The organism is Winogradskyella forsetii (assembly GCF_013394595.1).
In the GTDB taxonomy this organism is placed as follows: Bacteria; Bacteroidota; Bacteroidia; order Flavobacteriales; family Flavobacteriaceae; genus Winogradskyella; species Winogradskyella forsetii.
Window position 1 is genome coordinate 1,967,525 of record NZ_CP053348.1, and the last position, 20,433, is coordinate 1,987,957.

Here is a 20,433-nt window from a genome sequence, read left to right on the forward strand (position 1 = left end):
GTCCATCTCCTTCTATTGTTATCCCTAATTTACCTTGTTTCATATTCCGTTATTTACGACCTAAATTGATTGTGGATTATTTTTTAAACCACATATACAATAAGGTATGTTTACATTACAAGATGAAATTACAGAAGAAGACCTTTTATACGTTTTAAAAAATCCATGGAAATTTTCAACGTATGAGTGGAAGCTTTACAATATACATAATGAGAAAACGGCCTTTGACACTTTAATGGAACAATTTGAATTATCTCGAAAGGACGGATTTAGCAAAATATTTAGGACAGCAAATAATTTACCCTTACTTATTTTAATGGCTGTTAAAACTAGTGAAACAGCATTACATTGTTATTTGGTAGCAAGTAAGCATATGGAGGAGAATGGACAAGCCTTAAAAGTCACTTTTAAAATGCGTCAAATTTTAGAGGAACAGTCTTACAATTATAAAGGCTGTACAATGGTAGTATATTCTCAATCAAGAGAGTCTGACAAACAGATGTCTTGGTTACGTTTTCTGGGACTAAAATATAAACCAGAAGGCAATGTGGGTGATGCTAAATATTTTGAATATGAATCGAGGGTAAAAGTTTGAAGATTTAGATTAGGCTATTGTGATTAACTAATAGTATCTGTAAACTTAAAATAAATCAATTAATTAATAATTTTAACTTAAAACACACTAATTATGGGCGGAGGAAAACCAGGCAACACAGTCATTACATTAACTGTGGATACAGAAAACATTAAACCAAACGAACAAAGTATTAAGGACAACGTTGTTTTTACGGACAATCAAAGTGACCCTGCAGAAAATCCAGGTCATCCAGATGCTTATGTATCTACGGTGATCAAGGGTTCATCTTGCACTTGGCAAGGCGTTGCAAAAAATGGAAGGGATACCATAAATATCACTGACGTAGCCAAAAAGCCTGTTGGAGGTGGTGCAGATATTTTAGAAGAAATTGCCTTAGGAGACCCATTTGATGACCCAAAAGTAACTGCAAAGGTAAAAAACAAAGCCATTACTGGACCTGAGTCTTATAACGTTACTTTTATGATAAATAAAAATGAGAGTCAGGTTTATACAATAGATCCAAAATTAAAAATGAAGCGCTAAACTCTATGCTTAAGAGGCATAAATCAGGTTATATTGGCTGTATACTATTTATGTATACGGCCATTTTATGTGGCCAAGATCAGCAATCTGCGGACAGTCTAATTTCAGTTTATAATTCTGGTAGTTACAATTCTAGTCCATATAAATTATTAAACGAAATCTCAAAAGAAGAAACCAATCCTCAGATTGCTATTAAATATGCCAAAATGCATTCAAAATTAGCGCATCAAAATAGTAATTATTTTGAATTACATAGAGCATTACTAAACATAGGAAATGCCAATTATTTTTCTGGAAACTACACAATGGCTCTTAAGTCTTATTTAGAAAGTCTTGACCATGCCAATAAAACAGAAGATTTAATTGGCCAAGCTACTTTACATATTTCCATAGCAGATACTTACATGATGCTTGAAGATAAAAAAAACACTTTTATTTACTATGAAAAAGGTATTAAGTTACTACGTAAAACTGAAGATGAATATAATCTTGCTTCTGCATTATTTAATTCGGGAGATTGGGATATTGAGAATAGAAAATATGATCAAGCCCTTTTAAAATTTGAGGAATCAAAAGCCATTTTTGAAAAATTAGATTATCCTCTAGGTATGGCTTATAACATTGGTAATATTGGCGTAATATATGCAGAAAATGGTCAAAATAAACTAGCTGAACAAATAATAAATGAGAGTATTGCCATTTTAGAAGACTATGAGGACTATTATGCTATTTCTGATTACCTAACGAGCCTAGCAGAAATTTCTAATGCTCGCAGTGATTATGTGAAAGCTATCGATTACGCCAAACAAAGTTTGGATTTAGCAACACAATATGAATTACTAGAACAGATTAGTATTTCAAATTTAAAACTTTCAAACTACTACGAGAACATAGGAGATACAAAAACTTCATTACACCATCATAAAGAATACTATAAATATAGAGATAGTATCCTCAACTTGGATGCGGTAAGGAATACTGCAGAAATGCAAAGAAAATTTGACGTTGCGCAAGAACAAGACAAGACCATTATTTCAGAGCAAAAACGAAAAACCGAACGTATGGCGTTATGGTCAACACTTGGTGTTCTTTTCCTAATCGGTGTATTAGCTTATGGTTTATTTAAGAAGAACAAATTTGTTAGGAAAACCAATAAAATCATAGCTTTTGAAAAAGACCGTTCCGATAAATTATTACTCAATATTCTACCAGAAGAAACCGCTCAAGAACTTAAAGATAAAGGCAGAGTAGTGGCGAAGCAATTTCCTTCAGCTACGGTTTTGTTTTCAGATTTTAAAGGCTTTACAAGCTATGCAGAAAACCTTTCTCCAGAACAATTGGTGCAAACCATAGATTATTATTTTTCTAAGTTCGATTTAATTATGGAAAAATACGGTCTCGAAAAAATTAAAACCATTGGTGATGCTTATATGGCTGTTGGTGGTTTAAGTTATGATAACGTTGACCAAGCCAAAGAAATGGTATTGGCGGCTAAAGAAATGAATGAATTTGTAGCCCAAGCAAAGAATGATGATACGACCACGGCCACTTTCGACATCCGAATTGGCATCAACACAGGACCTGTTGTTGCTGGAGTGGTGGGCACCAAAAAGTTTGCTTATGACATTTGGGGAGATACCGTTAATATTGCGTCACGTATGGAAAGCAATTCTGAACCAGGACGTATCAATATTTCAGAACATACCTATGAGATTATCAAGCATGATTTCGATTGTGAATACAGAGGAGAAATTGCGGTGAAAAACAGAGGAGATTTAAAAATGTATTTCCTAAACGCTTAAATAAAAGAGAAAAGCCCTATTCATAAATAAAAAAAAACCTACAATTATAAAATCATAGGTTTTCTTTCAATACTTAATATAGTTAATGGGCGCTTATGACTTAGCAATCATAATCGATTTTGCATTCACAAATTCCTTCATGCCAAATCCACCATGTTCTCTTCCAAAGCCTGAATTTTTAACGCCTCCAAATGGCATATTTGGATCTGCTAATCCAAATTTATTGATAAATACCATTCCTGTGTCAAAGTGATTTTCGGCCAATTTTGTAGCGCGCTCTATATCAGTTGAGAAGATACCGCCTCCTAGTCCAAATCTACTATCGTTAGCAATGCGCATGGCTTCATCTTCATCTTTCGCTTTGATCAATGCAGCCACAGGTCCAAAAAGCTCATCATCGTAAGCTGGCTGACCAGAACTAACCGACTCCAGTACAGTTGCCGGATAATAGTAGCCCTCTCCATCAGGCATCTCTCCACCGCAGAGTACTTTGGCACCGTTTGAGACACTCTTTTCTACTTGTTTGTGTAGTTTTTCACGCAAATCCTTACGTGCCATAGGTCCCATATCTGTTGCATCTTCTGTTGGATCTCCAACCTTTAAATCTTTCATTGCTTTTACAAACGCATCCCTGAATTCATCGTAGATAGCTTCAACGACTATAAATCGTTTTGCTGCGATACAGGTTTCTCCATTGTTATAGATTCGCCCTTGAACACAGGTTTTAACGGCAAGGTCTAAATCAGCATCATCAAGTACAATATAGGCATCATTACTTCCTAATTCAAGCACCGATTTTTTTAGAGCTTTCCCAGCTTTTTCTCCTATGGTTCTTCCTGCATCCGGACTTCCAGTTAAAGTGATTCCTCTAACCAAATCATTATTTATGATATCATCGGATTGATCGTGATCAATAACGAGTACACTAAATAAGCCGTCTGGTAAGCCTGCCGATTTATAAATAGATTCCAATAACTTTGCGGTTCCTGTTACATTGGCCGCATGCTTTAATAGGATGCTGTTTCCTGTCATGAGATTTGAAATACTGTATCGGATCACTTGATACGCTGGATAATTCCAAGGTTGGATACCATATATAACACCAATAGGTGAGTAGGTAATAATTCCTTTTCCGCCATCTTGCAATTCCCGTTCTTCATTTTTTAGAACCTCTGCAGCGTTATTTGCTGAATATTCGCAAATTCCTGCACATAAATCAACTTCTTGTTCACTCTGCTTTAATAGTTTACCCATTTCATCCGTCATGACTTTTGCCAATTCAGATTTACGGTTTTGAAGTTCTTTACCAATAGCTTTAATGATTTTGCCACGCTCTTCATAAGACTTTGTTTTCCATTCCAAAAAGGCTTCATGCGATTTTTTGATGGTGGCTTTAACTTGGTCATCAGTCATATACTCATAAGACTTCAATTCATTTCCGTTGGTTGGATTTATAGTTGTAACCATTTCTTTTTCTAATGTCGTTTCCATATTTTGTTTTTAAGTTTTTGTTATATTTTATTTCTGTTCAATTTTTATTTCTGTTCACTAGGCACAATGTAAACATCATTGATATTCACACGTTCGGGTTGTGATAACGCATAGTGAATCGCGTTGGCGATATCTTCGGCCTCCAAGGTGGTCATGCTCATCATGTCCTTCATGTTTTCCTTGATATCTTCATCTGTAATTGTATCCGTTAATTCTGTTGCTACAGCACCAGGTTCAATAGATGTAACATTAATTCCGTATTTTGGTGCTAATTCCTGTCGCAAGCCTTCCGAAAACATTTTAACTGCAGATTTTGTAGCACAGTACACGGCGCCACCTGGAAAATAACGGTGTGCTGCCATGGATGAAATATTGATGATGTCACCACCTTTATTGTCAATCATTTTAGGTAACACTGCAGCCACACCATTTAAAACACCTTTGATATTGACATCTACCATTTTTTCCCATTCATCTGTTTTTAATTTCTTGACGTATGATAATGGCATCAGGCCTGCATTATTTATTAATCCATCTACCTTACCATAAGTTTCTACAGACTTGGCTACTACATGTTCAAAATCTTCTTTTTTGGTCACATCTCCTGACGCTACTAATGCTTTTCCACCATTACTTTCAATAGCATCCTTAATGCTATTTAATTTGTCTTCACGTCTTGCCATTAATACAACGTTAGCGCCATCATTAGCTAATTTCTTAGCGGTTGCTTCGCCAATTCCGCTTGAGGCTCCTGTGATTATAATTGTTCTATTATCTAAATTCATAGTTTTTTGTTTTATTAATATCTAATTAAAGATGCCATGAATTATACAATATGGTTAACGCTAACGTATTAATTATTAACGGATTTACGATTCCTTCTTAAACAATTACGACTAGAACGTATTGATGCGTTGATAAGCATTAAAATAATTCGTAAACGGGCTAAGCACTAGATCTCCTATTGATTAGATTGTTTCAACCAAAAAAAATTTAATTAGAAAGAAAATATGTTAAAACCAAGAGAGAAAACACCAGATTTAACTATTAATTTAGTCAACGATACCGAATGGACTTTAAGTAAACAGGATCCTAAAACCTTTACGTTGCTCATTGTTTATAGAGGAATTCATTGTCCGGTATGTAAAAAATACTTAGAAGCCTTACAGACCAAATTATCGGAATTCAATGATTTAGGCGTCAACGTCATTGCTATAAGTAGTGATACCGAAAAGACAGCGAAGAAAACTTATGACGAATGGGCTATAGGCGATGTACCTATCGGCTTTGAATTTCCTATTGAAGACGCGAGAGCATGGGGCTTATTTATCTCTAAAGGAATTAAAGACGAACCAGAAACGTTTATTGAGCCAGGCTTGTTCTTAATTCGTCCTGATCAAGAATTATATGCGGCTTCCATTCAGAGCATGCCTTTTGCACGTCCTGAATTTGATGCTCTTATAAAGGCTATAAAATTCGTGAAGAAAGAAGATTATCCCGCTAGAGGAGAGGCTTAAACTTTACAATCGAAATTTTAAAAATCATATTACAAATCATATTATAACAATTAACTATGGAAAGTATATTTAAAACTGACACCGATATTTTCAAACCCTTTAAATTAGGAGATATCGAATTAAAAAATAAAATAGTAATGGCGCCAATGACGCGCTCGCGAGCCATTGACAATGTACCTAATGACCTTATGGCTAAATATTATGGTCAGCGTGCTTCGGCAGGTTTAATTATCTCTGAAGGTACCTCACCATCCGTTAATGGTATTGGCTATCCCAGAATTCCGGGCGCCTACAGTCCTGAGCAAATAGACGGTTGGAAGGAAATCGCCAAAACCATACACGAAAAGGGCGGAAAATTCTTTGTACAATTAATGCATTGCGGACGCATCTGTGCAGCAGAGAATGTGCCGAGTGGAGGAGAAGTGCTAGCGCCAAGTGCGGTATTGGCAGATGGATTGATGTTTACCGATGAAAAAGGGGAAGTACCACATGTGACACCTAGAGCAATGGCCATTTCAGATATTGAACATGCCCAGCAGGAATATGTGGATAGCGCTATGATGTTGATAGAACGTGCTGGCGTGGATGGTGTGGAATTGCATTCTGCCAACGGTTATCTTATGGATCAATTTTTGAATCCTAAGTCTAATTTGAGGTCAGATATTTATGGTGGCGATTTTAAAAATAGAGCACGCTTTGTTATTGAAACGGCCAAAAAAGTAGCGAGTGCTATTGGTGGAAACAAGTTGGGTATTCGATTTTCACCTTATGGCGCGATGAATGATGTTGAGCATAATTATGATGATCTTGTAGAACTTTATTCTTATTTGGCAAGTGAATTGCGAACCATAGGTTTAGCTTATATTCATATTGTAGATCATACCGGAACTATGGGTGCGCCAGATTTTAAAACGGATATCAAGAAAACCATTAAATTGAATTTTGAAGGCCCAGTTATTAGTGGTGGCGATGTGGATTCTAAGGAAGATGTAAAACAGGTCTTGGAAAATAGTTGCGATTTAGCGTATATTGGCAGACCTTATGTGAGTAATCCTGATTTGGTGGAAAAATTAAAAGATGGTAAAGCTTTAACTGAGCCTAATCCAGACTTATTTTATACACCAGGACCTGAAGGGTATACTGATTACTAGAAAACCAAAAACTGTTTGTAACCTATATGATAACGCGTGACCTTTAAAATTAAGCATTTACCTAAATTATTAGTCGCCTCGGCTAAATCATGGTTTAATGGCCAACCTTTTCAACGCAGTGCTATTGTGGCGTATTATGCCATTTTATCGTTGCCTGCACTCATTATCATTATCTTAAAGGTAGTGGGTAGTGTTTGGGGTGAGGACATTGTACAAGGGGAGTTGTTGGCCGAAATTTCTAATGCTATTGGTCCAGATGCGGCTGATGCCATCAGGAATATGATTGAAAATCAAAGTGGTGAACAGACTTCAGTATTTGCTACCATTATAGGTATTGGTACCTTATTGTATGGGTCCACAGGTGTGTTTTTTCAATTGCAATCCGCATTGGATGATATTTGGAATATGGAGCCGCCTTATAAAAATGATCTTGTGGCTACCTTAATGAGTCGTGTAAAAAGCTTTGGGTTTATATTAATTCTTGGTTTTTTATTGTTGACCAGTTTTGTATTGACCTCATTGCTTAGCACATTTAGTAAACAATTGAATCGTTTTTTACCCGATGATCTGTTCGATTATATATTTGTGGTGGATTTTTTAGTCTCTATAACGTTTATCTATGTGCTGTTTGCTACGATGTTTAAATTTTTGCCTTCTGCTAAAATAACATGGAAATCGGTACGGATTGGTGCAGCGTTGACGACCATTATGTTCTTGATTGGAAAATATTTGTTGGCTTGGTATTTCAATACTATGGAACCTGGCTCGACTTATGGTGCGGCAGGTTCTATTATATTGATTATGCTTTGGGTATCTTATTCGAGTTTGATTTTATTGTTTGGGGCGCATTTTACTAAGAAATATGCTGATAAGTATGTGGAGAATGATTTGATTTCTTAACGCGGTTGAGTTTCTATTTTACGTTCATTTTGTCTTGATACAAAACGAACCAAAAGATCATAACGATTTGTTAGGAAATTGCAAAGCACCATTCGCTGATAGATTAGTATTTAGAGTTCTTAATTGGATTACTTATCCATTCCTAGATTTAGTAAATTAATACTATTCATTGCTCATTATTTCTGAAAATCGTTGGTTCCGACGGTGTCGGAATTTGGGTGTTGAAGTTTGACTTATTTCTTTGCTTAGCATTGTGTTTTGCTTATATATTGCTGAAATAGATTGGTTGCTATATAAACTGAATGCTCACTTGTTTTAGGTTTGTTTGAACATCGTGTTATTAATTAGTTTGAAATGGAAGGTGGGATTCTTTAATATTCTATTTTACATAATATAAATTATAGGACAATATAGAACAATTAGCGGAATAGCGCTTTTGGGCGATATTTGACATACTATTCATATTTAATTATCCTGAGGATGATTAAATATGAATACAATAAAGACCTAGAATAAATAGACTTTATTATAAACTTCTTATATCAAAACATAACGTCATTGATTATGTACAAGCTAATTGTGGGATTGAATACTAAAAGTAAACTTTATCCTGAATAGAATTCTTATAGGACATTATGGAACAATTAGTGTAATAGCGCTTTTGGGCGATATTTGACATACTATTCATATTTAATTATCCTGAGGATGATTAAATATGAATACAATAAAGACCTATAAATAATAAAGCTACAGCAATCAATACTTTATCATAAAATAACGTCAATGATTATGTACAAGCTAATTGTGGATTGAAATACTAAAAGTAAACTTCATCCTGAATAGAATTCTTATAGGACATATATTCTAATATAAATTTGGTATATCAAAACAGTATGTACAATAGTATTTTGAGAATTTAATTTGAGAATTTAAATGCTATTAGAATAATCGGTAAAATCGTCCTTTATTGATAAGTATACCCTTTCAGGAATATTCAATTCTTCCGCAATATTTTCCCACTCATAGATAACTTTACAAACTTCGAGTATTATTTTTTTAGGACTTTTTACGGAATACTTTTCAGCAATGGTTAGCAAATCTGATACTTTAATTTGAGTATTCTTACTATTTAAACTTAGCATATGTGGCGCATTTGGCCATTTCCTCAGTGCGTTTAGAGAATAGTTAATATCATATGAAGGTGAAATTCTCCAGCGATCATTTTCTTTTTCATAAAGAAAAGAATGATTTTTAAGATGATCATCCACATTATTGAATACATAATTAAATACCATTCTTCTAAATAATGCATCGATGTCTCCTGATGGTAGATTTAAGTTATTTGCAATTGCAAATACATTTTCATAAGTAGAAACTGAAGGATCTCGAAAATTATAACCACTGATACCTGTAGCGGTCAAAACATGTATTTTTTCTCCATTTATGCGATCGTACCTTGTGGTCGCGAAATGTTTGTTATCTATCATTTTACAATGCATCATATCCAAACCAGCTAATAAAGCGAGCTTATAATACCCAAACTCAACCAATTCTCTTGAATACCCATCATCAGTATCCATATTCAGTTTGACTAAATAATGATTATAATCATTGCTATATTCCACATCTCCAGGAATCAATTCTTTACTCTTTTTATGCTCAGACACAATAATTTTTGGGCGAGCGCCACCTGGAGATGATCCAAGTTTAAAGATGTTTAGCAGTGCTAAATCAGATAGCTCTAATTCTTTATGGTTTTTCTTCACATCTATTACTTTTCTTAATATACCAGTAATGGCGTCCAAATTTATTTTTCCTGCTTTTGGCAATGACTTTCCGGGAAAATATTCTAATGAACCCATTCCCCTATTTGATAGATATGCCAATTGGAAGATTGGAGACAACTTATGCTTATCAATATCTTTTGATTTTATCCATTGGTTAAAGACTTGATTTCCAAAATCGTCTGGAAGTGAATCAGCTATCACTGGAGGTAATCCTCTAAATTCGTGTGCTTTATAGTTTTTAAATATTTGAGTCTGGGAAACACGTTTAATAATGAACGGAAAAATATTGGTATACTGTTTACGCTGCAGAAAGACTTCACTATGCTGAAAATAGCTTTCTGCTTTAATAGAATCATAGGCTAAAATGCCTATCTCTTCCCCAAAAATTCTGACTTTTATCTTATCTAATCTATTATTCATATAAGTTTATGTCACTTAAACCATCATCTTCATTGGCTTTTTCTAGCATTAGATTAAAACTTACGTCTAGGTCATGTAATAAATCAAAGTATTTTAAAATTTTCAAAATATTTAGGGTATTAGAGCCTTTGCCTTTCTCTATATTAATTATCGTCAAACGCGAAACATTAATTCTTTTACCTAACTCTGCTTGAGTTAAATCTTCTTTGTCTCTATACGATTCTACTAATCGTCCTATTTTATTTATGACTGTTGTAATTGTTATCTGATTATCCATATGTATAAATATATATACAAATATACTTAAATATACCAAAATAGTATAAATAAATATACATTTAATCAATAATTAAATAAAAAGTATAAGTATATATACATTTATTTTGTAAAATATAAATTTAGTATAATAAAACATACACGGATTCTATATATGCATTTTTGGTTGGCTTTGTTGCTAAGGAATTACATTTGGTATTTAGCTGCTGATTCTACCTTCCCACTGAGTTGTTGCATTGGATTGTAATCTGGTTTTGAGATGATTATGGCTTGTAATTTAGTGAAAAAAGTTGTAACCCAAGGTATTGCTCGTTACATTTATAACGCTTATTCTGGTCCATGATTTTTAATGTTGTTTAAACGATGAGCAATATTTGTGACTTCTGAATCCGTATATATAGGCTCAAAATAGTTGATGAAATCGTTTAACTCATTTAAAGCTTTAACAGTTACAAATTTGAACTCTTCCTTTGGTTTATGATTAATCATCACAATAAGATTTCTTATTTTTAATTTTCTATCTCCCCAATGATGTTTGTTCAGAAATCTGCTCTTTGCGGAATTGTTGCTATTTAGAATCACAAAAAGTGCAAAACTTGCCCTCTTTATTTGACTCACTGGTGATCTCATATCATACCTTTCAATGGATGCTTTACTCCAGTTCTTTGTTTCTATAATAAAAATACCCGCTCTGCTTACTAAAAGATGATCGATTTGAATACTGTAAATACGGTCATTCTCACGTTTATTGTAAATGGGTTCATTGAATTTGACCGAAAAGTCATTGAATAGGACATACGTATCCGGTAATTTTTTAAGCTCTTTTTCTACTAAACTTTCACCGATTGCTCCTGCGATTAAGTCGTTTAATGAATAAGCGACTTCCTTCATATGTTCAAGTTCGTTAAGTTTTTTGGTATAGCGATTTGAAATGGTTGCTTGTCTATTTGGCATTTTTGCCTTTATCTCATTTATTTTTGTTTTAAGAATACTTCCTTTTTTATGAGTCTGCCAACTAACGAGTCTATTGAAATTTTTCTCTAATAGAAACTTTATTAATTTAAAGAACTGCAATTGATACCAGATCGCAGTTTCTATATATGCATTTTTGGTTGGCTTTGTTGCTAAGGAATTACATCTGGTATTTAGTTTGCTGATTCTAGCTTCCCACTTAGTTGTTGCATTGGATTGTATGGTGTCATATTCTTTTTGCAATGTATGCTGCTCAGCTAATAAGTCATCTATTTCGAGATCAACGTCATTTTGGATTTTAAAGAGCGCTTCCTCTATTTCGTTGTTATAATTATTAATGAATGTTTTGATCTCACCAATAGAATTAAATCTAGTGATGCCTTTTTCATCTAAGGTTTCTCTAATCCTTACTAAAGATTCTATTTGGCCAAGGACAATTGTCATGAATAAAACTTATAATTATATCTCTAAACCTTTATTACATTAGCTTCTCCGAACCATTCTTTAGCTTTAGCAATAACATTATTAGAGGGAGAATTGAAATAGATAGCTAGTTTTTCTTTAGATCTTGTACAACAAACATAGAATAGTTTTTGAGTTCTTTCTAGAACAGATTCAGTACCTGCAACTAAGAAGAGGTTTTTAAAATTATAATTATTCCATCCTCCATTATCTAGAATTACTAATACATTATCAAATTCAGCACCTTTAGTTTTATGTTGAGTTGAAAAAGGTGTAAAACCTTCTAAGTAATTATATAATTTTTGGAATTCTTTATATTTTACATTCTTAACTCTATTAAATATATATTCTTTATTAGTTTTAAAACCCTCCAATTTATCATCAATTAGACAAATACCATTTTCATTTGCTTCTATAATTACATGTTCAATAGTTTTTTCACCAACATCAATCAATGATTCTATACTCGCTTTTAAAACTCTTTTGTCTTCTATATTTCGTATGTTAAACCTATAATCTGTTGCCCTTAAAAATTCATTGTAACGTTTGTTAGAATAAAGAAAAATGTTAGTCTCTATTTTAAATAAATGCCTAATTAGAGCATCTCTTTTTGAACCTTTTTTGTTTTCATCATCTTCACTTTGTTTTTTATCATCAAGTAATTGGTCTTTATCCACATATATCTTTGAAAGAACATTCCAATTTTGATTCCTAGCGAAATCATATAATTCTGGGTTATCATCGATAAATTGTTGCATAGTATTCGTTGGGTTTACACCTACTAAAAAGTCTAAGACTTCCCCAAAAGTCATTTCAGAGAAATCTTCATCAATTCCGTTATCTTTTATGTATTTGCGAACTCGATTTTTATATTTCAACACACCATCACTATTATAAATATTCATGAGGTTTCTAATTCCAGCTTTATCAGCAATTAAATTGTGAGTTAAATTAAGCTCTTTTGTGTTTTTTGAATCACTAAAATCCCAACCGAGATATTCTTTTATTTCTTGAATGTTGTTAATGTCAGAGTACAAAAATTGAATATTTCCAGTCTTTAAGACACCTCCTTCATCCATATTAGGAGCATTTTCATCATCTGATTCAGTTTGTACCAAACCATCTGTTCTAAGTCTATTGGCCAAATCGATAACTAATTTTGGATTTCTCCTATTTTGTTGCTTCTTTACTTCTCGAACTTCGTCATTTTCTTCGCCTTTATAAGCATCTAAATTGCCAACAGTATTATCATAAATACATTGCATAGCATCTCCAAAAAAGCCAATAATATTTTTTTTATCACTTAGTTTAAAATGCTCTAAAAAAATCTCTATTACTAATTTGCTAGTATCTTGATATTCATCTACAAAAATGAACTTAAATCTATCTTTAAGTATATCACTTAGTTTAGGATATGTTAGAAATAAGTGATTTGCTAATATTAACAATTCATCGTGAGAGATTATACCATCTTGTAGACGCAAATACTCTTTATATTGAATTCCTTTTTCTAATTCATCGAAAAAATCGTTTGGTACTAGGTCAACAGTTGAAATTTTAATTCTAGTAATTAATTCGTCATTTGCCAACGAAACAAGGCTTTGTTTTAACTCTTTCTGAAAGTGTTTAATATTATCCCACAAGAAGTCATGTATTGTAGTTACGTTTAAATTTTTATGATTTACTCTTTCTTCAATTTCTTTAACTGCTGCATTAGTATATGTCATACAAGCAACCTTTGAAGTAGGGTAATCCTCGATACATTTTTTAATAACTTGTACTAGAGTATATGTTTTTCCACTACCTGCTCCACCACTTAACAAGAAATTATTACCACTGTTAATATGGTATATTATTTGTTCAAATTCGTCTAGTTCTTCCATATCACTTCCTACTATTTCAGCCATAATAATCCTTCTTTGATATATAAAGGAATTTCCCAATTGGTATATTCTTCATTTGTATGGAATAATATATCTAGTGCGAAGTGTGTTTTTTTTCTAACACATTTTTCGGCTAATTTATACGAATCATTGGCAGCAACATCAAAAAGATCTCTATTCTTTAATCCTCTAAAATCGTCTTTTTTATCATTGATAAATTCTCTGTTAATTTGAATAAATGCATCTTCAAAACTTCGAGCAGTTGTACCACTTTCTTCGGTTTGATATACAACACAAAGGTTACCGTTATCATCAGCTTGCCAAACGCCTTCATTTTTGACGATTTTTTTATTTTCAATTGTAAAGGCTTTCAACTCATTTAGAGTGGCGTTATTAAAAAACAACCTTAGAGCATCGTTAGAATAGTTCGTCCCATCAGCAACTCTACATTTTTTTGAATCATCTCCTACTGCATCCAAATCTGTTATTATTAAAGATTTAATTCCAACAAACTCAATGAATTTTTCAAAAATTTGTGAATATGCTCCAACCTCAATTATAGATATATTTTGAGAACACAAGGGCAGTTTTGTGTCTTTTTCAGCCAAAGCATCATAACGCCTTTTCTCTTCTTTATCTAATTTCTTCATTAAAGTTGGTATCAAAATTCTTTCAGTATCTCCTTCAATTAAAATAGCTTTGTCAGCAAAGAATATTTCGGCTCTACTAATAGTCAAATACTGTTTTAAAAACTGATATTGAGTTAAATCATCTTCATACTGTTTTTTAAGATCAAGAAGGTTTTTCGCATTTACAGTGTTTTCACCTTCTTTTTTAAGATACTTTACATCATCAAAATTGCTTTCAGAAACTATGTGTGAGGAGTGAGTTGTTATTACTGTTTGCAATTTCCTATTATCACCATCTTCTCGAACAATTCCTTGGTCAAGTAAAGACTTAATGTTTTTAATAAAAACATATTGCATTTGAGGATGTGTATGCGCTTCAGGTTCTTCTATAAATAACAAATTTATGTCAGCAGGCTTTTCATCTTTACTTTTTTTAAATTCTTGTATTAATATTTCTATCTGAAATATCATACTTATCAAGTTCATATACCCTAGACCATTGTTATATTCAGGTAAAGTCGTATCATTATGTTTGTACATAACTGTTGTGTTTCCTGATAGCAATTCTCTGTGCTGTAATGAAGATTCAATTTTAATTGTAGAATCATCGCTCTTTATTCCTCCAAATAATCGGACTTTTTCAACAACATCTTCAAATAGAGATTCATAAATTCCAGATAAAGTATAATCTGTTGATATTAATTCTTCTTTAAATTGCTCTATTTTTTCATTTTGTTCATCTGTTTTCTCAGTTTCATTATATATCTCTGATGTTTGACCTGATAGAGTTTTATCATTTTCTTTGTTCGTGACACTTCTTTTAGCACTTATATATTTAAAGCTTATAATATCTTTGGTAGATATTTTTTCTAAATCTAAATCAATGAAATTATCCTCATTTTCAATTTCATCAATTTTATTATACTCTATAGATTTTCGACTAGATTTAAAGAATTTCCCTTGGTACAATTTCAAAAAATAAAATATATCTCTCTGTCTATAGTTTTCATCTTCAACTAATTTCGCAGCCTCCTTTGCTTGAAATTCAACATACTTTTGTTTAATTCTATCCAATGCATCATATGTTAAATGATATTCATAACCTATAACAATAAACTTGTTTTCAGGATCTAAGTCCATCATGACTCTACTAAGGTTAGCTAGGTTATCATGTTCATTATACTCTATAAATAGCTTAAGTTTAATGCCTACAGGTGCATATTCTTCTTCGAGTGGTATATCTTCTTCAATTAATGCTTTTAAGTCATTTTTGAAATCGATATTGAAATCATCAAATGAAAATCTACTTTTATCTGAACCATTCAAAAAACTGTTTATTACTGCCAATAGTGAAGTCTTTCCTGTATTGTTTTTGCCAATTACTAAAGACATTATTTCTTCTAAATCAATTGAGAATTGTTTTAAAAGTCTATAGTTTTCAATTTTAATCTTCTTTATTTTCATATATATAAAATTGCACTTCGTAATTATAGTTATAATTACAAAGCAAAATTGCTCTTGAATTTACTTCAAGAAATATGCTCGTATTAATATTAATTAAGGGAGAGTTTAAATATATAAAAAATGTAAGAATTAATTTGAGGGAAAACCGTAAACATTTGAATACTAATTTATTTAAAACCATTCCACACACATTTTCGCCACTCCTCTGCCCTTTCTTAAAAAGAGTGTTCCATTAACTGAGTAAAGAAAATTATAGATTAAATTTTTCTACAATAAGATTACTAACATGCGCTTTTAACTCAAATCGAAGAATGAGATTCGACGAAGCTTGCGAAGTCAAATATCTCATTCAAGATTCATGAACTCATTAACTTAAAATAAAAACCTTGTGAATAAAGCCCATGTTTATGCTTCGGCTGCGCTCAGCACAGGCTGCACGCAAGTACAATATAGGACAATTCACAACAATTAACGTAATAGCGCTTTTTAGCGGTATTTGACATCATCTGAGTTCTATGACAGTTACGCTGTTATATAACGTTATAGATTATGTACAAGCTAATTGTGGGTTTGAAAAAGACTAATGTCATTATTTGCCTTCGCGCCAGCTGGCCCATTCACTAAATTAGTCCACAGGACTAATTTTTAACGCTCTGTCCTGTATCCAATTAAAAGCATCTACAGGATACTTTCATTAAAGAAAAAAATTAAAACGCTTCAGCAATACCAAAATAAAACCCACTTTTACCAGATTCACCGAAACCAACATCGAAACGAAGGTTCAGGTTTTCGGCTTTGTCAATAGTGAATCGTGCACCAGCGCCCACATTTGGTTTTAGGTTCTTGAATTGGAATTCATTCACATTGTGATAGACATCTCCAGTGCCGGCAAAGGCGACCAAACCCCATCTTGAGTTTTCAAATTTCTTGCGGTATTCTACCTGAGTTGCCAAAAGATCGCGATCTACGTAGCGTCCTTCTTGATAGCCTCGCATAATATCCTTGCCGCCAAAAAACGAATATTCTGAAAAGGGCAAGTCACCACGTGAAAATTGCCCAAGCACTTGAAAGGCTAAAATATCTTTGTTCTTTTTTGAAACACTTATATAGCGTCTTAAATCGAAACGTGTGAGATTGAAGATATCCGTACCGCCCAATACCTTATCGTATTTGCCGTGGGTTAATTCAAAATACCAACCATCTTCCGCATTTAAAATATTGCTTCTGCTATCGTAAAGCATAGCCACCTCTGCGCCTACTGATGTAGAGCCATCAAATCCATTGGGTTGATTTTGGGCGATGAGGCCATCGGGTTCGAATTCGGTTTTAAAAATGTGGTTGTATCTAAAGCCTGCACCGACAAATAGATACCTAAAGAACATGCGTTTTAGAAAAATGGGTTCTAAAAGAAACTGATAGTAATCGTATTGCTCTTCGTTCCTAATTGGTGTTTCTGCACCTATGCCATAGTACAAGCGTGGGTAATTTTGAAATAACAAATTCCCTTCTATCACCCATTTTTCTTGATTTGTAAAGACTTCGAATCCTGAATACAAAAAAAATTGACTGTTAAGCGTGTATTGCAAGGTCATGGGCATGTTAGAGACTCGTGTTTCGTCGCCACTGCCATCAAATTTAAACAGGTATTTTGCGCCCGTACCAAAGGCAAAATTAGTTTCTGGCTTATAGGTGAACACTGGTGCCGCTATAAACTTCTGTACATATAGTGTGGAATCGCGTGCGGCCTTCTTTTTATTGGGATAAAAGGTGAAAATCTCCTTGAGTTTATCAATGGTTTGGGCCTGTACCACTGTAGATGACAAACAAATGGTGACAACCAATAGCCATCTGAGTCCTAATTTAGTGCGTCTATATTTGAACATGTAAAATTCTGTTAGAAAGGTGCTAGATGCCTATGGCAAAAAGTTCCGAAAATAAATGTGCGAAATTAGTCAATTTAAACTGCCCTATTTGGTTTTTAGTTGTCTTTTTATGGCTTGTATACGTGGAAAATAAGCATCGTTTAATTGGCTATTTAATGCCGTGCATAATCCTATTGCTATACTTCGACCATGCTGAGTGCTAGCGACAGGCTGGTTATAGGACAATTGCAAGCATTGATTAATCTTCGTTTTTGGCTTTCAATTTTAAAATCGCGGCTTTAAGATCTTCAAATTCCGTATAGCCACTAGCGATGTTATACAATTTGTCCTTGTGTCTATAGATAACCGATGGAAATCCACGAACGCCCAATTGCCTGCTTTTTGTAAAATCGGCTTGGGTAGCCAGCTTCATGCTCTCAGAGGTAAATTTATCGCTAAAGTTCTCAAAATCGATATCGAGGGTTTCGCAAATCACTTGATAGAAATCCACTTGCTTAGGATCTTTGGATTTGGTGTAGAAATAATGTTGTACCAGTTCATAGAACGCCAAGGTTTTTTCGGGTGCTAGGGTTCTTGCGGTGATTACGGCTCTGCAGGCGGGTTCGGTATCGTAATTGAATTCGTCTTTTTCGAATAGCTCATAACTAAAAGGTTGCCCAGATTTTTCGTGCACTTGCTGCCAGTGGTGTTCTAGAAAACGCTTAAAGGAGCTATCCCATGCTTCCCCTCCACCAGGTCTTAAGCCGCCCATAATGAGATTGAAGGGTATGTGCTTTTGCGTGGCGTAGCGTTGTAAAGCGTTTATCTGTGGCGAAATTCCCCAACACCAGCTGCACATTGGATCACCAATATAGAAGAGTTCCTCATCGTCGTTCCATGCTATGGTTTTGTTGTTGTCTTCAAAATCGGGTATTTCGCAAAGCCCAGTTATGGAATCGCATTGCACTTGTATCTTATGGTCTTGACTCATCGTTTTAGAATGGTAACTAAGGGTTAGTAAAATTATAAAGATGTACTTCATTAACATTTGCATTAATTATAGTAAAGATACATAGTCTTTTTGAGATATGGGATTATTGAACTTGGACGATTAGACTATTTTTCTGTTGCTTGTTTTAAAAATACAAGGAAAACACCTCTGCTAATTTTTAAATGTTAGAAATGTGATAGACTCCTATTCCATTAGCTGTGCTTTTACACCTACCTACCGGTAGATTATAGGACACTTTTAATAGTTGTATCGGGTTGATGAATGGTTAAAGAGCTAATGTTTTACTTTTTAAAAGCGTAAAATAGAACGTCGTCCCTAAGCCCTCCTGGCTCTCTAACCAAATAGAACCATTATAATAGTTAACGATTCTTTTAACAATAGAAAGTCCAATACCTGAAGAGGCGCTAGTACTTTCGAGTTTGGTAAACACTTTAAATATTTTATCGAAATAATCCGATTTAATACCAATTCCGTTGTCTTTTACAAAAAATTCAAAAGCGTCCGTTTTCTCTGTACAACCAATTTCGATTAGGCCTTTATCTTTATGGGAATACTTTATGGCATTTTGTATTAAGTTTTGAAATATCTGCTTAAACCTCCAAGCATTACCGTATAAACTTGGCAAGTTATCTTGAATAGTAATGGTTATGTATTTTGGAACTAACAAAGTCTGTATCACTTCAGCTAACATAAGGTTAAAGTCGATCTCATGATTTTCTGACTCTAGCCTATCAACCGTAGAATAGTCTAAAACACCTTTTATTAAATTATCCATTTTCTCTACATTGAATAACGCAAGATGTAATGGTTGTATATCCATTTCATCGCTACTGTCCTTGTGATCATTGATAAACCACGTAATCAAGGTATGAATGTTTATTAGCGGTGCTTTTAAATCGTGAGATACCACATGTGCATACTCGTTTAATTGCTCATTTTGACGTGATAAATCTATCAGTAGTTTTTCTCGCTTCTTATCTTGTGCACTTATACGTTCTTCATTTTCCTTTCTTTGAATAACGTTAACCAACATATTGGCATACACAAAAAGAATTTCCTTTTCGTTTTCGGCATATTTATTAATTTTTTTAACAGCATCAAAGCCTACAAACCCAATTAACTCATTATTTTTAATTTTTGGAATGGCAATTAAGCTTTTAATGCCTTGAGGCTCTAAAACTGCACGCAAGCCATTTTCTCCATCATGAGGAAGAAGGCTCACATCTTCAATAAAAAATACGTCGCCTTTTTTGTGTGCCTCTACCCATTGTGGTATATATTCAATGGGGACATTTTGTAAATTATTTATTTCTGGCGCTATACCTTCGGCGCACCACTCATACGTATTGGATGTGGTGTTGTTTACCAAATCATAAGAAAAAATATAACTTCTGTCTGCCTCTACAAACTCTCCCATTTGCTTTAAAGACTCTTGAATAAGTTTATCTATATCCGATAGATCGGCATTTATATAGGTTGTAGAAATGCTAATTAATAAATCTTGAAAACGTAACTGTCTTTCTATAATTCTATCCTTATTAGTCTTGTCTTTGTTTTTGTTGGTCTCCATAACTGGTAAAGTCGATTTAACTATAGTCTCTTAGGTTTATTATTAATAAAAGCGGCGTTAAATTTACAAAGTATTATGAGAAGATAATTATTTAGAATCAGAAATAATTTGAGGT

The 20,433-nt window shown here is 33.4% G+C and carries 16 protein-coding genes; 6 read left to right on the forward strand and 10 right to left on the reverse strand.

Annotation, left to right across the window (positions count from 1 at the left end; genetic code table 11):
* The first annotated feature begins 106 nt into the window (after positions 1–106).
* The 3 genes from HM987_RS08560 (at position 107) to HM987_RS08570 (ending at position 2,922) form a co-directional block, all read left to right on the forward strand.
* Entirely contained in the window at positions 107–595 is a 489-nt protein-coding gene (locus HM987_RS08560; RefSeq protein WP_179007030.1) for a hypothetical protein, read from the forward strand.
* 93 nt (positions 596–688) lie between these two features.
* Positions 689–1,120, forward strand: a complete 432-nt coding sequence (locus HM987_RS08565) for a hypothetical protein (RefSeq protein ID WP_179007033.1) — start codon at positions 689–691, stop codon at positions 1,118–1,120.
* Positions 1,121–1,125: 5 nt separating this feature from the next.
* On the forward strand, positions 1,126–2,922 hold the full coding sequence (locus tag HM987_RS08570) for an adenylate/guanylate cyclase domain-containing protein (RefSeq protein ID WP_179007036.1): 1,797 nt from the start codon (positions 1,126–1,128) through the stop codon (positions 2,920–2,922).
* A 93-nt stretch (positions 2,923–3,015) separates the two neighbouring features.
* Here HM987_RS08570 and HM987_RS08575 read toward each other — a convergent pair whose 3' ends face one another.
* Together HM987_RS08575 and HM987_RS08580 are read right to left on the reverse strand one after the other, a co-directional pair.
* Complete coding sequence (locus HM987_RS08575) at positions 3,016–4,413, reverse strand: NAD-dependent succinate-semialdehyde dehydrogenase (protein ID WP_179007038.1); 1,398 nt, start codon at positions 4,411–4,413, stop codon at positions 3,016–3,018.
* Positions 4,414–4,457: 44 nt separating this feature from the next.
* Positions 4,458–5,198 (reverse strand): SDR family oxidoreductase, encoded by a 741-nt coding sequence (locus HM987_RS08580; protein ID WP_179007041.1) that lies wholly within the window; start codon positions 5,196–5,198, stop codon positions 4,458–4,460.
* Positions 5,199–5,423: 225 nt separating this feature from the next.
* Here HM987_RS08580 and HM987_RS08585 point away from each other — a divergent pair, with 225 nt between their 5' ends.
* Genes HM987_RS08585 through HM987_RS08595 form a run of 3 tightly spaced genes read left to right on the forward strand, consistent with a single transcriptional unit; the run spans position 5,424 to position 7,981 of the window.
* Positions 5,424–5,930 (forward strand): peroxiredoxin-like family protein, encoded by a 507-nt coding sequence (locus HM987_RS08585; RefSeq protein WP_179007044.1) that lies wholly within the window; start codon positions 5,424–5,426, stop codon positions 5,928–5,930.
* Between the two features lie 56 nt (positions 5,931–5,986).
* Positions 5,987–7,081: an alkene reductase gene (locus tag HM987_RS08590; protein WP_179007047.1), complete on the forward strand. Its 1,095-nt coding sequence runs from the start codon at positions 5,987–5,989 to the stop codon at positions 7,079–7,081.
* 36 nt (positions 7,082–7,117) lie between these two features.
* Positions 7,118–7,981: a YihY/virulence factor BrkB family protein gene (locus HM987_RS08595; RefSeq protein ID WP_179007050.1), complete on the forward strand. Its 864-nt coding sequence runs from the start codon at positions 7,118–7,120 to the stop codon at positions 7,979–7,981.
* A 929-nt stretch (positions 7,982–8,910) separates the two neighbouring features.
* On the opposite strand, the gene HM987_RS08600 is transcribed toward HM987_RS08595, so the two are convergent.
* The 8 genes from HM987_RS08600 to HM987_RS08635 form a co-directional block, all read right to left on the reverse strand.
* A complete protein-coding gene (locus HM987_RS08600) occupies positions 8,911–10,188 on the reverse strand; it encodes a type II toxin-antitoxin system HipA family toxin (RefSeq protein ID WP_179007053.1) in 1,278 nt (425 codons plus the stop codon).
* A complete protein-coding gene (locus tag HM987_RS08605) occupies positions 10,181–10,465 on the reverse strand; it encodes a helix-turn-helix transcriptional regulator (protein ID WP_179007056.1) in 285 nt (94 codons plus the stop codon). Before HM987_RS08605 ends, HM987_RS08600 begins: the two co-directional genes overlap by 8 nt.
* A 326-nt stretch (positions 10,466–10,791) precedes the next feature.
* Positions 10,792–11,880: a nuclease-related domain-containing protein gene (locus HM987_RS08610; RefSeq protein WP_179007059.1), complete on the reverse strand. Its 1,089-nt coding sequence runs from the start codon at positions 11,878–11,880 to the stop codon at positions 10,792–10,794.
* A gap of 23 nt (positions 11,881–11,903) precedes the next feature.
* Complete coding sequence (locus tag HM987_RS08615; protein ID WP_179007062.1) at positions 11,904–13,805, reverse strand: ATP-dependent helicase; 1,902 nt, start codon at positions 13,803–13,805, stop codon at positions 11,904–11,906.
* Positions 13,793–15,874 carry an ATP-dependent nuclease gene (locus tag HM987_RS08620; protein ID WP_179007065.1) on the reverse strand — a complete coding sequence of 694 codons (2,082 nt, stop codon included), beginning with the start codon at positions 15,872–15,874 and terminating at the stop codon, positions 13,793–13,795. The genes HM987_RS08615 and HM987_RS08620 overlap by 13 nt, the downstream gene beginning before the upstream one ends.
* Positions 15,875–16,581: 707 nt before the next feature.
* Positions 16,582–17,757, reverse strand: a complete 1,176-nt coding sequence (locus HM987_RS08625; RefSeq protein ID WP_179007067.1) for a BamA/TamA family outer membrane protein — start codon at positions 17,755–17,757, stop codon at positions 16,582–16,584.
* Positions 17,758–17,995: 238 nt separating this feature from the next.
* Positions 17,996–18,778: a DsbA family protein gene (locus HM987_RS08630; RefSeq protein ID WP_218645593.1), complete on the reverse strand. Its 783-nt coding sequence runs from the start codon at positions 18,776–18,778 to the stop codon at positions 17,996–17,998.
* Between the two features lie 235 nt (positions 18,779–19,013).
* A complete protein-coding gene (locus tag HM987_RS08635) occupies positions 19,014–20,318 on the reverse strand; it encodes a GAF domain-containing sensor histidine kinase (protein ID WP_179007070.1) in 1,305 nt (434 codons plus the stop codon).
* Positions 20,319–20,433 lie beyond the last annotated feature (115 nt).

Coding starts and splice junctions, on each gene's coding strand:
- HM987_RS08575 (WP_179007038.1), bottom strand. CDS start 4,413: ATGGAAACGACATTAGAAAAAGAAATGGTTACAACTATAAATCCAACC.
- HM987_RS08635 (WP_179007070.1), bottom strand. CDS start 20,318: ATGGAGACCAACAAAAACAAAGACAAGACTAATAAGGATAGAATTATA.
- HM987_RS08615 (WP_179007062.1), bottom strand. CDS start 13,805: ATGGCTGAAATAGTAGGAAGTGATATGGAAGAACTAGACGAATTTGAA.
- HM987_RS08625 (WP_179007067.1), bottom strand. CDS start 17,757: ATGTTCAAATATAGACGCACTAAATTAGGACTCAGATGGCTATTGGTT.
- HM987_RS08565 (WP_179007033.1), top strand. CDS start 689: ATGGGCGGAGGAAAACCAGGCAACACAGTCATTACATTAACTGTGGAT.
- HM987_RS08590 (WP_179007047.1), top strand. CDS start 5,987: ATGGAAAGTATATTTAAAACTGACACCGATATTTTCAAACCCTTTAAA.
- HM987_RS08605 (WP_179007056.1), bottom strand. CDS start 10,465: ATGGATAATCAGATAACAATTACAACAGTCATAAATAAAATAGGACGA.
- HM987_RS08620 (WP_179007065.1), bottom strand. CDS start 15,874: ATGAAAATAAAGAAGATTAAAATTGAAAACTATAGACTTTTAAAACAA.
- HM987_RS08570 (WP_179007036.1), top strand. CDS start 1,126: ATGCTTAAGAGGCATAAATCAGGTTATATTGGCTGTATACTATTTATG.
- HM987_RS08630 (WP_218645593.1), bottom strand. CDS start 18,778: ATGAAGTACATCTTTATAATTTTACTAACCCTTAGTTACCATTCTAAA.
- HM987_RS08585 (WP_179007044.1), top strand. CDS start 5,424: ATGTTAAAACCAAGAGAGAAAACACCAGATTTAACTATTAATTTAGTC.
- HM987_RS08600 (WP_179007053.1), bottom strand. CDS start 10,188: ATGAATAATAGATTAGATAAGATAAAAGTCAGAATTTTTGGGGAAGAG.
- HM987_RS08610 (WP_179007059.1), bottom strand. CDS start 11,880: ATGACAATTGTCCTTGGCCAAATAGAATCTTTAGTAAGGATTAGAGAA.
- HM987_RS08560 (WP_179007030.1), top strand. CDS start 107: ATGTTTACATTACAAGATGAAATTACAGAAGAAGACCTTTTATACGTT.
- HM987_RS08580 (WP_179007041.1), bottom strand. CDS start 5,198: ATGAATTTAGATAATAGAACAATTATAATCACAGGAGCCTCAAGCGGA.